This is a genomic window from Hydrogenophaga bisanensis (assembly GCF_042665135.1).
GTDB classification, from domain to species: Bacteria; Pseudomonadota; Gammaproteobacteria; order Burkholderiales; family Burkholderiaceae_C; genus Hydrogenophaga; species Hydrogenophaga bisanensis.
Genome location: NZ_JBHTBX010000018.1, coordinates 42,565 through 56,658, shown reverse-complemented (window position 1 = coordinate 56,658; position 14,094 = coordinate 42,565). Strand labels below are relative to the sequence as shown.

Sequence of the window (14,094 nt, the reverse complement as noted above, 5' to 3'; positions counted from 1 at the left end):
GGCCGGCTCGAACCAACTCGACCATCTGCTGGCGGAACTCCGCCGGGTAGGGCGGTCGTACTTTGGACATTGGTGACTCCTTGAACACAAAGCATGATGTGTCCACGGAACCGGGTCAACTCCAGACTGGCTGGGCGAGGATAAGTCCGAAGACCCCGACCGCAAGCTCGGCACACAGAAGCGGCTCGCTGCCTACGGCCGAGCTGCCGGCCAAGTGCAGGGCGTGCTGGCCAATGTCGCCGCGACCGACTTCTTGCAAGCCATTGCGTTGTTGCACACCAAGGAAGTGCGCCAAGCGGCAATGGCTGACTCCACAAAGACGGAAAACGACTGGCCGGCGGTTCGTGCCACTCGGCAGTCTTTACTGGACCTACCGCTGGCGGCCTACAAAAAACACTGCGACGCAGTGCACTATGGCTTTGAACGCGCCGCCAGGTTTTTGCGCCAACAGCAAATTCACCGCATAAAAGACCTGCCGTACCAAACGCAGCTGGTGCCGCTCGCCGCAATTTTTGCCGAAATCGGCGACAAGGCTGACCACTCCACCAACAACGAAAAGATCGCTCGTTGGTACTGGTGCGGTGTGTTTGGCGAACTGTATGGCTCTGCCGTAGAGAGCCGCTTCGCCAAAGACATCGTTGAGGTCCCGGCCTGGTTAGATGGGGGGCCAACTCCATCAACTGTGATGGACGGCGTATTGCGCCCTGACCGCTTGCTCACCATGCGCACCCGCCTCTCAGCGGCATACAAGGGCTTGCAAGCACTGCTGCTGCGACAAGGGGCCATTGATTTCAGAAGTGGCCAGGCCTTCGACCAAACGGTGTTCTTCGACGAAGACGTCGATATCCATCACATCTTTCCGCAAGATTGGTGTGGCAAGCAAACCCCAAAGATCTCGCCAAGTCTTTACGACTCCGTCATCAACAAGACGCCGCTCGGCTACCGCACCAACCGCATCATTGGCGGCGTGGCACCCTCTATCTATCTGAGCAAACTGGAAGCTGGCAAGCTTGGCCCCAGGGGTCAAATCGTGGAGCCGCCCATAGCCAAAGACACGCTTTCTAGATATCTCCAAACGCACTGCATACCAGTGCCGGAGCTATACGCCGATGACTTTACCGGTTTCATGAAGGCACGCCAAAAGCTGCTTCTTGACTTGGTGGTCAGCGTCACCAAGAACGCCACTCCGGCAGGCACTATTGCCGACGATGAGGGCGAAGAACTTCCTCTGGCCATTGCCCACGACAGTGGTCTTGAACTTACTGAATCCGAATAATCAACCTGTTCAGCGTGACCGGGGCGCTCTACATCCGCCCCCCCGATTTGGTGGGCCTCATCAATGGCATGTCGATGCGCGTCATGTTCATCGTGGCCGTGTGGCTTGGGGGGATTTGCCGCCCAAGCTGAAGGCCGAGGAGCATGAATATTCGCGTGCATAGACCTGATCCGCCGCTGAAAGGCTATGCGCAGCAATCGGCTCAATTTACTTAGCGTAAGGCGAGAGCAGGCCTTGCTCGTCTCCAGTTAGGCTCCGAATTCCTCGAAGCCACGGCAGCACTGGTTCGAATGCACGCACAGCGGTCCCCGGCAGATGACCGAATGCTCTCCGGCAGGCAAAGCCGCGATAGCGAATGACGGCACCGGGTCGAAAACCGTCTTAGGCGGGTCAGGTACGACCGGCCGCTCTCAGCCTTGACCTGACATTCGGAACTTGAGTACCTCGAGATCAGGTTGCCGTCGCTGTTCGGCAGGCTCCTGCATCCCGGGGCCAAGGCGTTATCGCCCGGCTCAGGCAAAGTCCGCGTCTAGCACCACGCGGTAGCGCGCCTGGCCGTTTCGCAGATGGGCAATGGCGTCGTTGACCCGGGACATGGGGAAGTGCTCCACCTGAGGTGCGATGCCGTGGCGCACGCAGAAATCCATCATCTTCATCAGCGTCACTGGTGAAGCGGTTGGTGATGCAGACATGCTTCTTTGCCACGACAGCAGGCTGCCGGTGCGCAGCTTCATGGCTTCCGTCACCACCCCCACCAGGTGCATTCGTCCTTTGGGTGCCAGGGTGCCGATCAGCGCGTCCCATTCGAGGCTGGCACCGACCGTGACCATCAGAAAGCCCAGTTGGCCCGCGAAGGCTTTGAGTTCATTCTGGTCCACGCTGGAGATGGTGCGGTGCGCACCCAGGGCCAAAGCCTCTTCCCGTTTGGAGGCGCTGGAGGTGAACGCCGTGACCTCGCACCCCCAGGCCTTCGCGAACTTGACCGCCAGGTGGCCCAATCCGCCGATCCCCACGACACCCACGCGGTCGGTGGGCTTGATGTCATGAATCACGAAGGGCAGAAATGCAGTTCCACCGCCGCACATCAGCGGACCGGCGGATGCCGGGTCCAGACCCTCGGGCAGAGGCAATGCCCAGCTCCAGTGCGCGCGCACCTTGTCTGCAAAGCCACCATGGCGGCCGACGATGGTGGGCTGGCGTGTCGGGCACAGGTTCTGCTCGCCACCCAGGCAATACGCGCAATGCTGGCAACTGCTGCTGTGCCAACCCAGGCCGACGCGCTGTCCCAACGTGCGCCCTTTGACATGCGTTCCCGCCGCCACAATCGTGCCCACGACCTCGTGCCCCGGCACGACGGGATAGCTGACGGGAAACCACTCACTGTCGACCATGGCGAGGTCAGAGTGGCAGATGCCGCAGTGTTCCACGGCGATCTCGACCTCCTCCGGGCCCAGCGCACCGGGATCGAAGTCGAAACGTTGCAGCTCAGCCCCTTTGCCGGGCGCCGCCCAACCGCGAAACATGGTCATCACGCTCTCCTGAATCTGTCCGTTCACCTGAACGGCAGGCAAGCGTACCGTGATGGGAGGTGACCAAGGGTGGTCCTTGTAACCCGCGCGACTGGGCGGCGTGTGGCCCTTGGTTCACCAATGGCTTCAGGCGCTTGCGACCAGCGCATCCCGCACGCGCATCAGCAGTCCGATGTCGGGTCCGGCCGTCGTGCAATGCGCTCAATGGACGTGACCGCGGTGATCTCCGTTGCGCAGTTCGTGGCGGGCCTGCCGCAGCACCTGCCAGCCGCCTTGCAGCGCCAAACCCGCCATCAGGGACGCCACCAGCAGGTCCGGCCAGGACGCGCCGGTGCCAAAAACCCCCAGGGCGGCCAGAAACACCGCCAGGTTGCCGATGGCGTCGTTGCGCGAGCACAGCCAGACGCTGCGCATGTTGGCGTCGCCCTCGCGGAAGGCATACAGCATCCAGGCCACCGAGACATTGGCCAGCAGGGCGATCAGGGCCACGACGCCCATGGTCGGCGCGTCCGGCACTTCGCCGTGCCAGAGCGACCACAGGGCGCTGCCCAGCACGTAAAGACCGAATCCCATCATGCTGAAGGCCTTGAGGATGGCGGCCCGGGCGCGCCAGGCCAGGGCCGAGGCCAGCACGGCCAGCGATACGCCGTAGTTCAGCGCGTCGCCGGCAAAGTCGATGGCATCGGCCAGCAGCGACAGCGATCCGGCCGACAGGCCGGCGCCGATCTCGATCAGGAACATGGTGGCGTTGACCCACAGGGCCACCCACAGCACGCGTCGGTAGCGCCCCAGGTCGGCCACCTGGCCGGGAGCGGGGCATTCGTGTTCACAACAGTTGGCAGACATGGCAACTCCTTGACAATGCCTCTATTGAAAACCCTGTAGTGACTCCAGAGTCAAGTCATTGATGAGGTGAGGCTGATGCGCATCAAGGAACTGTCACAGGCCACCGGTGTGGACGCCGAGACGATCCGGTACTACGAAAAAGAAGGCCTGCTTCCGGCGCCGGCTCGCCAGGAGAACGGCTACCGCGATTACAGCGACCGCCATCTGGAGCGGCTTTCCTTCATCCGGCATTGCCGGGCGCTGGAAATGCCACTGGCCGATGTGCGGCGACTGCTGGGCGCCCTGGATGCACCGGGAGAGCCTCACCCCGATGTGGACCGTCTGGTGCAGGCGCAGATCGATCGGGTGCGGGCCAGGCTCGAGAGCATGCGCGCGCTCGAGAAGCAATTGCTGCTGCTCAAGGCCAGTTGCGGGCGTTGCGATGAAGAGGGTGCCGATTGCGGCATCCTCAAGGAACTGGTGGCCGCTGCCCATGGAGAGGCTTGTGCCTGCCATGGAAATGCTGCGCAAGTGACAGCGACATAACTCAATGCATACGTTTGCATAATTCACGTTTTCCCTGTCGTCCGTTACCTGCAACAGAACATTGGTTACGTACTGGTTACGATGCCGATTTGAGGGTTTTCACCGAAATGCAATCGTTTGCATGATTGGTTCAATTCGAGGGCTTTTCCAGCGAAGGAAAAGAGCCAACCATCCCAAGACCCTCGGAGACGCTTCATGCAGACCATCCTCAAGAGCGCGGCGCTGGCCGCCACCCTGGCCGCTTCGGCCGCCCACGCCCAGGTGGCGTTCGACGCCAACCTGGAACTGGACACCACCTACACCAACGAGGTGAAGAACGCCACCAACGCCCGCGACAGCGATCTGGCGCTCGGTGGCCGTATCGAGGTCAACGCCGGTGCCAAGGCCACCAACGGCGACGCCTTCGTGGCGGCACGCGCCAGCCTGCTGCTGAAAAAGGATGGCGACACCGGTGTCGATGACATGTGGGTGCAGTTCGGCAACAAGACGCTCGATGCCAAGCTCGGCCGCTTCGAGGCCGTGGATCTGTTTCCCCCCGGCAAGGATGTGCTGATCGAAGAGGCCGGCTACTCGGCCTACAAGGGCAACGCGCTGCGCGGCCGGTTCAGCAAGGACACCTTCCATGCAGCATTGGGCGTCAACGCGGGCACCGGTTTGCGCTTCGAGCTGGGCCTGGTGCAGACCAAAGAGCAGGGCGAGGCCAAGGGCGTGCGTCCGGTGCTGGTCTACTCCAACGGCCCGCTCACGCTCCGTGGCGGCTTTGAGTCGGTCAAGACCGTCGGCGGCGGTGAGTCCCAGACGGGTGTGGGTTTCTCGGTGGGCTACGCCCTGAACAAGGACACCACCCTCAACGTCAACCTGGCCAAGAAGGAAGACGACAAGGGCTTTGGCGTGAACATCGTGACCGGTCCGCTGGGTGTTGGTTTCATCCATGGCAAGGGCGCCACCGAGGCGCAGAAGGTCAACACGCTGTACGCCGGCTATTCCCTGCCGCTGATGGGCGTCAAGGGCGCCATGATCACGCCCGCGGTGAGCTACTCCAAGGGTGGCCCGGGCACGGATGACCAGGTCGGGGTGCGCGTGCGCATCAACTACGCTTTCTGAGGCGCACTGGACCTCGTACCGAGGTCCGCTCATTTTCTTCAAGGACAAGGTTTGTGGTCCGGTTCTCATGGGGGACCGGACCTTTTTTCATGCTGCAGTGCAATGGAATAATGAGCTCATGCCGCGCAAAGCCACCTCACCACCATCGGGCGCCACCACCGACGCTGCAGACCAGGCACGGCCCAGGGGGCCAGAGTCCGGGTCTGCGCGTCAACGTGTCCAGATGGCCGACATTGCGCGCATGGCGGGGGTATCCGCGTCCACCGTGTCACGCGCGCTCAGTGGAAGTCCGCTGATTCCCGAAGCCACGCGGCAGCGCATCACCGAACTGGCGCGCTCGCTGAACTACCAGATCAACGTCGGTGCCGCCAACCTTCGCAAGCGCGACACCCGCACAGTGGGCGTGGTGTTGCTGGGTGAATCCCTGCAGGCCATCTCCGACCCCTTCATCCTCAGTATCCTGGGTGCGGTGGGGGATCGCCTCGATGAACTGGACATGAGCCTGCTGCTGTCGCGGCTCAAGCACGGGCAGCCGCAGCAACTGGCCCAGCGCTATGACAGCGGCCAGGTGTTGGGGCTCATCGTCATTGGCCAGACGGGCTGGCACGACGAGCTCAATCGCCTGGCGGCGCGGGGCGTGCCGATGGCCGTCTGGGGCGCCTGCCTGTCCGACGCGCTGTACCCCGTGGTGGGCGGGGACAACGAGCAGGGCGGGTATCTGGCAGCCAGTCACCTGATCCGGCGGGGTTGCCAGCGCATCGCTTTTTTCGGCGACCGCGAACACCCGGAGGTGGCGTTGCGCCACCAGGGCTATCAGAGGGCGCTGGCGGAGGCGGGACTGACGGCCGATGCCGCCCTGTACCTGCCTTACCGATTCGGTGACGAGGGCATTCGCGCCACCGTGGATGCGTGGCTGGATGGACAGCCCGAATTCGACGCGGTCTTCGCCGCCAGCGACGTGGCCGCCATGGCGACGACGGCCGCCTTGGGTGACCGCGAATTGCGGGTACCTCAGCAGGTCAAGGTCGTGGGCTATGACGACATTGCGTTGGCCGGGCACCTCCGTCCTTCGCTCAGTTCGGTCCGACAACCCGCCCGCGAGGCTGGCCGGGCGCTGGTGGACCTGCTGATGGAAGCGGCAGACGGCTCAAAACACCGTACCGTCATGCTGCCAGCGGTGCTGGTCGAGCGGGAAAGCAGCCGCTGACCTCCGTGCCCTGGGGTCACTCAGGGCTGCTCGTACAGTTCGATCGGCAGCCCGTCCGGATCGGCCAGAAACGTGAACCGGCGACCGGTGTATTCGTCCACCCGAACCGGCTCCACGGGGATGCCACGATCTTCCAGCCATGCCTTGCAGGCGGCAACGTTGTCCACCGAAAAGGCCAGATGGCGCAGTCCCCGGGCCTCCGGCCGAGTGGGTCGTGGCGGCGGTGATGGGAAGGAAAACAGTTCGATCTGCTCGCCGGACGGCAGGGCCAGATCCAGTTTCCAGGACTGCCGCTCGGCCCGGTAGTGCTCGGCCACGATGCGCAGCCCGAGCACATCGACGTAGAAGGCCTTGGACACCGCATAGTCCGAGCAGATGATGGCCACGTGGTGGATGCGCTTCAGTTGCATGGTGGTCTGGGCAGCAAGAACAGATGGTCACAATTGTGGCGTTTTCTGCCGGAAATACCCTCCTATGATGCGCCGGTTACAGCCACATTTCGTTGGAGAGAAACCATGTCCCAGGCCGCTGTCCGCTCACTGCTGCTGTCTTCCCTGACCTTTGCCTGCCTGACCGCCGTGCAGGCCCAAAGTCTGTCGCCCAGCCTTCCCGACGCGCCAAAGCCGCCAAAGCCCTCCCTGCCGACATCACCGGCGGCGCCCAAGGTGGTCAAGGCGCCCAAGCAACCGGATACCGCGCTGCCGGCAACCACCCGGGTGACACCGGCCCAGCCCGCCAGCCTCAGCACGGAACTGGCCAAGGCGGGCCTGGCACAACAGGGCAACCTCTCGCCCACGGCTGACCAGGTGGCCGCTGCCTCGGCCAACGTGCAGTCCATGCGGGCCAGCGGCATGGGCTGGGGTGCCATCGCGAACTCCCTGGGGGTGCGACTGGGTGATGTGGTCAGCGGGTTGAACCGGTCCCCCAGGGCCACGCAGGTGCAGGAGGCCAAGGCTCAGCGCCTGTCAGCGCCCGGCCCGGTGTCCGGGGAACTGGATGCGGCCTCGACGTCGCCAGGCAAAGGGCTGGGCCTGACCCGCCGCGATGGCAGCGATGTGGGCAGCATGGGCCAGGGCGGCCAATCGGCTGGCAAAGGTAATGGCAACGGCAATGGCGCCTCGTCGGCGGGCGGCCGTCAGGGGGGCGCCAGTGCCGGTGGCGGAAATGGCGCGTCCAGCGGCGGTGGAAAAGGCAACGGGGGTGGAAACGCCGGAGGCCGAGGGGGTGCCGGCGGGGGCAACGGCAACAACGGTGGTGGCAAAGGAGGTGGTAACGGCGGCGGCAATGGGGGCGGCAAACGCTGATAGCCCCCCAGGAGGATCCGCCGTCGCGCCCTCAGCCCCGGATGGGGCCTGGCGTCACGAGCTGGTCCACCGCTTCGCGCAAGGCGACCGGCACCTTGGGTGACCAGCGTCCTCGCGCATCGGTGCCATAGTGGTGGCCAGCCGGCAACAGGTGCAGGCGCACACCGATCATTTCCAGGCGGGCGCGGCTTTCGATCTCGTCGTGGTTGGAATGCATGGCCCGGCCGTCGACGATGGTGACAGCACCTTTGCCGATCACCTCGATGCTCTGGCCGCGTTCGATCACCAGGGCCGTGTCCTCATCCACGCCCACCCCCAGCATCTGCGGGCGCTGGGCCATGACGGACAGCAGGCGACCCAGCCGGCCGCGCTCTGAAAAATGCTGGTCGATGATCGCTCCCGCGACGAACCCCAGGCCGATGTCCAGCTCGGCGGCCTCCTTTTCCGGCAACCGGGTGGCTTCACCCTGCACCAGCATGTGTCTAGACAGGGCGGCGGCGCCCGCGCTGGTCCCGCCGACGCAACAGCCCCGCAGGTGAAAGGCCACGTGCAGGGCACGGAAGGCATCGCTTTCCCAGATGAGATTCATCAAACGCCGCTGGTCGCCGCCGGAAATGAAGATGCCGTCGGCCTCCAGGATGCGGTCGGTCACGGCCGCGCTGTTGGCCGCGTCCCGGTCCGGAATTTCGATGGGGGCGCAATCCGTGACACCCAGGTCGGCAAACACCGCTCGGTAGGTTTCCCAGGAAGCCTGCGGTTCGCTGCTGGCGGCACTGAGCACCCGGATGCGGGCGGCAGGCCCGCCGCACAGTTCCACGAAGCGCCGCAGGATCACGCGGTCACGCAGCTTGTCTTCCGCGCCTCCGATGATCACCAGGCGGCCGATGCGGCGCTGACGTGCAAACAGGGGGGAGGAAGCAAGCATGGTGAGGGAACTCGTGAGCAGGACGCGGCGATCGATCATGGCGCGCGGATTGTAGTGACTCTGTCACGGTCGGGACGAAAACGCAGGGGTCTGAAGCATCCCGGCACGGGTATGCTCGGCACATCGCACCGTCCTGGCCTGCCATGGAATCCCCCTTCTTCACTCGACGCGAGATCCGCTGGACCACCTTCCTGTGGCCCCTGCTGACGCTGGCGCTGGGGTGGTCGCTGACCTGGTACCTGGTGGATCGCCAGATGGACCGCAATGCCCAGGTGATCCAGCAGCGGCTGACCGATGCACTGCAGCGCTACGTCAACGAGCTGGAAGATCAGCTCAGCCACTACCGGGTGGGACTTCGGGGCGCAAGGGGCTTCATCGAGGCGCAGGATTCCAGCTGGGTCGGACAGCAGGCCTTTCGCCGCTACGTGCTGTCGCAGGACCTGGCGGTCACCCTGGATGGGTCCCATGGTTTCGGCTTCATCCGCCGTGTCCCGCCCACCGAGGTCGGTGACTTTGTCCGCCTCGCGCAAGTTGATGGCAATCCGGCTTTCAAGCTTCATGAACGGGCCCCGAACCCCGGTGAGCGTCGGGTGGTGCAGCTGTTCGAACCCCGCGAGTTTCATCCGGAAGAGATTGGGCTGGATGTGGCCACCGTGCCCGAGCGGCGCCAGGCGCTGCAGCTGTCCCTGGAGTCGGGACAGGAGGTGATCACCCCCCCCTTGGCGCTGCTGCACCCCGATGGGCGAACCATCCGATCGTTTGGCGTGTTTCTGCCGGTGTTCGCTCCCAACGCGTTGCGCGGCACTCGCAGCGAGAGAGAGGACGCCACCATCGGCTGGGTCTACGCCATGCTGATGCTCGATGATGTGCTCAGGAGCATTCCCTTGCCCGAGGGCGTCTGGCTGAGGGTGGATGACCGCTCGCCCAGCGGGCTGTCGACCGTGTTTTTTTCCAGCCAGACCAGGGCGAAGGGGATTGCCTGGCAATCCCATCGGGTCTCGCGCGAGGTTCAGGTCTATTCACGGACCTGGACCCTGACGGTCGATGCCGGACCTCAGTTCATCGCTGCTCAGGACCTGAGGGAACCTGCGTGGGTGGCTCTGCAGGCCGGGCTCAGTGCCCTGATCCTGGCGCTCATGCACCTGGGTGCGATCCTGTTGCTTCGCCGGCAGCAGGAGCGACTGGCCTCTCAGGCCCTGCTGGCCACCATCACACGCACCACCACCCAGGCCGTGGTGGGTGAGGATGACCAGGGCAAGGTGATCATCTGGAACGAGGCGGCAGAGCGGCTGTTCGGAGCACCGGCGAGCCGCGCCATCGGGCGGACCTTCGACGATGTGCTGGCTGACCATCACATGGTGCTGCAGGAGCCCGAAGGCGACCGGCTGGTGCGCAGCAAGTCTCTGGCAGATCCCGCCGTCGAGGCGCAGCTGCTGATGCAGGGCGTGATTGCGCATCATCTGGCCATCGCACGCAGCCCGATCGTCAATCAGCGCGGCGCCAGCGTCGGCCGCGCCATGCTGTTCCTGGACATCACGCAGCGCAAGCAGTTGGCCGAACAGGTGGAGGCCGCCAACCGCGACCTGGAGGCCAAGGTGGCCGAGCGTACCTGGCAGCTGACCGAGGCGCACGATGCCCTGAGCGACCAGCAGCGCCGCATGAGCAACATCATCCAGGGCACCCGGACGGGCACCTGGGAATGGCAGGTGGCCACCGGTGAGCTGATTGTCAACGACCGCTGGCTGGAGTTGATGGGGTACACACGCCAGGACATGGCCTCGGTCGACATCCACTTCTGGTGGGACCATGTGCATCCCGACGATGCCCAGCGGGTCGATGACCTGCTGCAGAGCCACTTTGCCGGGGTTCATCCGTTCTACGAGACCGAGCTTCGCCTGCGGCACAGGGACGGTCACTGGGTCTGGGTGCGCGATGCGGGCCAGGTGCACACCTGGGGTTCGGACGGCAAGCCCGAGTGGATGTTTGGCTCATCGGTGGACATCAGTGCGCAGAAGCAGGCCCAGATCGAGCTGGAGAACACCTCTCGTTTCCTGGCGCGCACCGGACGTGCCGCCGGGGTAGCGGGCTGGGCCATCCTGTTCAAGGAGAACCGGTTTGTCTGGACCAAGGAAATGTCCGAGCTGACCGAGGTGCCCGAGGGGTTCGTGGTGGACAACGATGTCTCCCGGCACTTTCTGTCGGTGGAAGACCATCGGCGCTACCAGGAAGCGGTCGAGCGGCTCATCGCCCAGGGCCAGGGCAGCTTCGAGCTGGAGTTCCAGATGATCACCGCCAAGGGGCGCCCCCTGTGGGTCCGTGTGGTCGCCGAGATCTTTCGCGATGGCGACGATCAACGCGGATCGCCCGCGGGTGTCATCGGTGCGGTGCAGGACATCACCGAGCGGCACCGCTATGAAGAGCAGCTGCAACAGGCCAAGGAAGAGGCCGAGCGCGCCAACGAAGGCAAGAGCCAGTTCCTGGCCAACATGAGCCATGAGATCCGCACGCCCCTCAACGCGCTGCTGGGCATCACGGACCTGATGCTGGCCAGCGAGTTGACGGCGGAGCAGCGACAGCTGATGGCCAAGTCCAAAACCGCCGGGCGTTCGCTGATGGCCATCGTGAACAACGTGCTGGATCTGGCCAAGATCGAGTCGGGGCAGACCCACCTGGTGGTGGGGGTGGTAGATGTGCAGTCCTTGCTGGAGGAAATCCGGACGCTGTATGCCCCCCAGGCACAGGCCAAGGGTCTGGCGCTGGTGGCCGACAAAACGGCCGAGGTGCCGCGCTACATCAAGGGCGATCGCGATCGCTTGCGCGAGGTGCTGGTGAACCTGGTGGGCAACGCCATCAAGTTCACGCACGCCGGGAAAGTCGAGCTTCAGGCGAGGCTGGTGACCGGCCCGGAGGGCACGGATCGCCTGCAATGGCACGTGACGGATACCGGCATCGGGCTGACGCCCGAGCAGATGTCCCGGCTGTTCCAGCCCTTTGTGCAGGCAGACGCCAGCACCACGCGCCGATATGGTGGTACCGGGCTGGGGCTGGCCATCGTCAAACGCCTGAGCGAACTCATGGGTGGCGGACCTGGGGTGGCCAGTACACCGGGTCAGGGCAGCGATTTCTGGGTGGACCTGCCGCTTCAGTTGCCGGAGCCGGAAGACATCGAACGCCTGGAGGCGGGGCGCCATGCCTTGCGCGTGCTGGTGGTGTCCCGCACACCGGAGCTGCGACAGCGTTGTGGCGACATCCTGCAGCAGTTCGGGTGGCGCACTGAGGCATGCGATCAGGGAAGCACCGCGCTTCAGCGTCTGGATGATCTGGTCCGTGAGGGCATCGGGGTGCCCGATGTGCTGGTGGTCGATCAGGTCAGTGACATGGCGCGCGAGGCGCTGCTGCCGGCTCTGCGCCGTCTGCTGCAGGGGACCCAGACCGTGATCCTGCTCACGTCCGAGGGGGCGGCCAACCCCCAACCCTCCGACCTTCCGAATGAAGGCGCCTTCCGGCTTCCTCTGGATCCCTCCGAGGTCTTCAATGCGGTGACCGACGTGCTGGCACGATCCGGTCACGCCAAGCGCACGGAACTGGAGGATTCGCTGCAATTCGGTGCCGGCCTGCGCTGGCTTGATGGCGTGCGCATCCTGCTGGTCGAGGACAACGAGATCAACATGGAGATTGCCCGTCGCCTCTTGGCCGAGCAGGGCGCCCAGGTGCACGGCTGCGTGCATGGCCGCGAGGCGGTCGACTGGCTCCAGGATCCCGCCCATGAGGTGGACCTGGTGCTGATGGATGTGCAGATGCCGGTGATGGATGGCCTGGAGGCCACCCGGCTGATCCGCACCGATGCACGGTGGCAGAAGCTGCCCATCCTGGCGCTGACGGCGGGTGCGCTGGAGGTGGAGCGCCGACGTGCCCTGGATGCCGGCATGTTCGATTTCCTGACCAAGCCGCTGGAGGCCGAACAGCTGATTCGCGCCATCCGGCACTGGGTGGCCGAGTACCGGGGAGAGCTGCCCGCCGTCCGGTCACAGACCGAGGTGCCTGCGGCCGCTGCCAAGGATTGGCCCGAGTTGCCCGGCATTGACGTGGTGGCGGCCAAGGCGCGCATGGGCAGTGACCTGGCCTTGCTGCACCGGATGCTGCACGTGATGCTGGCGGATCAGCCGCCCCACGAGCAGTGGCGGGATCCGGGCACGACCGATGAGCGCCAGCGGCTGGCGGCGCGTCTGCACAAGCTCAAGGGATCGTCAGGCATGCTGGGCGCGGTGAGCCTGTTTGAGGCCGCACGCCGGGCCGAACAGTCGGTCAGGGCCGGTGCGGCAGACATCGAGGAGGCCCTTGAAGCCACCTGGAATTTGCTGGAGCCCTTGCGAGCGTCCGCCAGGCAGCTGGACCAGTTGTTCAGCGCCGAAGATGCGGCCGGTGGCGAGGTGGCCGAGGTCTCGGCGGCGGATCGCCAGCGGCTGGTGGACCTGCTGCAGGCGCAGGACTTTTCAGCGCTGGCGTTGTACGCGGACCTGAGAAAAGGCCTGCGCCGGGCCATGTCGGGGCAGGCTTTTGAGCAACTCGATGTGGCGATGCAGTCGCTGCGGTTTCGCGAGGCTCAGGAACTGCTCAAGCCGGGCGCCTGAGCGGTCTCACCTGCCGTAACCGATGGACTGAGCGATCTTCCCGCACAACTGCTCGATGCCACCCAGGTGGTGCAGCACGGAGGAGTCCGCCAGCTGGGGGTTTTGTCGCAGGTGCGTGACATCGGTGCGCACGCGCTCGATGAAGCCGGTCAGCTCCGCCAGCAAGGCATCGTTTCGACCAGGGGCCAGTGCTTCGGCGGTGCTGGCCTTGCGCATTTCCTCGTCCAGGCTGTCCACCAGATCCATGTCGAACCCGTTGGCCACGGGCTGCAACGGCGAGGGGACCGGGGCCACCGGTTTGCTCAGCGCCTTGCCGACCAGGCTGCGCAGTTCGTTTTCATCGATCGGCTTGGACAGGAAACCATCCGCACCGGCGTGCTCGGCCCCCTCGGAGACGACCGCCGCAGAATGGGCTGAAATCATGAGCAGCGTGATGCCATAGAGTTCGCGGTCGTTGCGAAAGCGCTTGACGATTTCGAAGCCGGTGATGTCCGGCTGGTCAGCGTCGATCAGGGCCACCCGCGGGCGGTGCCTTGCCGCCACCTCCAGTCCGTCCAGGCCATTGGTGGCGAACACGACCCTCCCCAGCGGCGTCAGTGCCTTGGCCAGCAACTGCACGATGATCGGATCGTCATCAATGATGAGGATCGTGGCAGCGGTGTTGGCGGGGTCTTGCGCCGGTGTCGGATCGGTCATGGATTCACCTGTCTGAAGGACAGTCAAAAGATAACATGCCTGACAAGGGCC

At 64.6% G+C, this 14,094-nt stretch carries 11 protein-coding genes; 6 read left to right on the top strand and 5 right to left on the bottom strand.

The genetic code is table 11. From position 1 onward, the window contains the following. The first annotated feature begins 223 nt into the window (after window positions 1–223). Entirely contained in the window at window positions 224–1,276 is a 1,053-nt protein-coding gene (locus ACFQNJ_RS18250) for a hypothetical protein (RefSeq protein ID WP_382260102.1), read from the top strand. Between the two features lie 512 nt (window positions 1,277–1,788). Here ACFQNJ_RS18250 and ahr read toward each other — a convergent pair. Both ahr and ACFQNJ_RS18240 read right to left on the bottom strand, forming a co-directional pair. Further along, complete coding sequence (ahr, locus tag ACFQNJ_RS18245) at window positions 1,789–2,805, bottom strand: NADPH-dependent aldehyde reductase Ahr (RefSeq protein ID WP_382260100.1); 1,017 nt, start codon at window positions 2,803–2,805, stop codon at window positions 1,789–1,791. A 201-nt stretch (window positions 2,806–3,006) separates the two neighbouring features. After that, window positions 3,007–3,651: a cation efflux transmembrane domain-containing protein gene (locus ACFQNJ_RS18240; protein ID WP_382260098.1), complete on the bottom strand. Its 645-nt coding sequence runs from the start codon at window positions 3,649–3,651 to the stop codon at window positions 3,007–3,009. 75 nt (window positions 3,652–3,726) lie between these two features. Here ACFQNJ_RS18240 and ACFQNJ_RS18235 point away from each other — a divergent pair, with 75 nt between their 5' ends. From ACFQNJ_RS18235 to ACFQNJ_RS18225, 3 genes are all read left to right on the top strand, one after another. Then, a complete protein-coding gene (locus ACFQNJ_RS18235; protein WP_382260096.1) occupies window positions 3,727–4,176 on the top strand; it encodes a Cd(II)/Pb(II)-responsive transcriptional regulator in 450 nt (149 codons plus the stop codon). 195 nt (window positions 4,177–4,371) lie between these two features. Next, window positions 4,372–5,280 (top strand): carbohydrate porin, encoded by a 909-nt coding sequence (locus ACFQNJ_RS18230; RefSeq protein ID WP_382260094.1) that lies wholly within the window; start codon window positions 4,372–4,374, stop codon window positions 5,278–5,280. Window positions 5,281–5,398: 118 nt separating this feature from the next. After that, window positions 5,399–6,487, top strand: coding sequence for a LacI family DNA-binding transcriptional regulator (locus ACFQNJ_RS18225; protein WP_382260092.1), 1,089 nt, complete (start codon window positions 5,399–5,401; stop codon window positions 6,485–6,487). A gap of 20 nt (window positions 6,488–6,507) precedes the next feature. On the opposite strand, the gene gloA2 is transcribed toward ACFQNJ_RS18225, so the two are convergent. Beyond that, on the bottom strand, window positions 6,508–6,897 hold the full coding sequence (gene gloA2 / locus ACFQNJ_RS18220) for an SMU1112c/YaeR family gloxylase I-like metalloprotein (RefSeq protein WP_382260090.1): 390 nt from the start codon (window positions 6,895–6,897) through the stop codon (window positions 6,508–6,510). A gap of 105 nt (window positions 6,898–7,002) precedes the next feature. On the opposite strand from gloA2, the gene ACFQNJ_RS18215 reads away from it, so the two are divergent. After that, the gene (locus ACFQNJ_RS18215; protein WP_382260088.1) at window positions 7,003–7,791 is read left to right on the top strand and encodes a hypothetical protein; all 789 of its coding nucleotides are present in this window, start codon (window positions 7,003–7,005) and stop codon (window positions 7,789–7,791) included. A 31-nt stretch (window positions 7,792–7,822) separates the two neighbouring features. Here ACFQNJ_RS18215 and ACFQNJ_RS18210 read toward each other — a convergent pair whose 3' ends face one another. Further along, a complete protein-coding gene (locus ACFQNJ_RS18210) occupies window positions 7,823–8,755 on the bottom strand; it encodes a cyanophycinase (protein ID WP_374643200.1) in 933 nt (310 codons plus the stop codon). Window positions 8,756–8,859: 104 nt separating this feature from the next. On the opposite strand from ACFQNJ_RS18210, the gene ACFQNJ_RS18205 reads away from it, so the two are divergent. Next, a complete protein-coding gene (locus ACFQNJ_RS18205) occupies window positions 8,860–13,347 on the top strand; it encodes a CHASE domain-containing hybrid sensor histidine kinase/response regulator (RefSeq protein ID WP_382260086.1) in 4,488 nt (1,495 codons plus the stop codon). 6 nt (window positions 13,348–13,353) lie between these two features. Here the strand turns inward: ACFQNJ_RS18205 and ACFQNJ_RS18200 are convergent, their stop codons facing one another. Continuing rightward, on the bottom strand, window positions 13,354–14,043 hold the full coding sequence (locus ACFQNJ_RS18200) for a response regulator (protein WP_382260084.1): 690 nt from the start codon (window positions 14,041–14,043) through the stop codon (window positions 13,354–13,356). Window positions 14,044–14,094 lie beyond the last annotated feature (51 nt).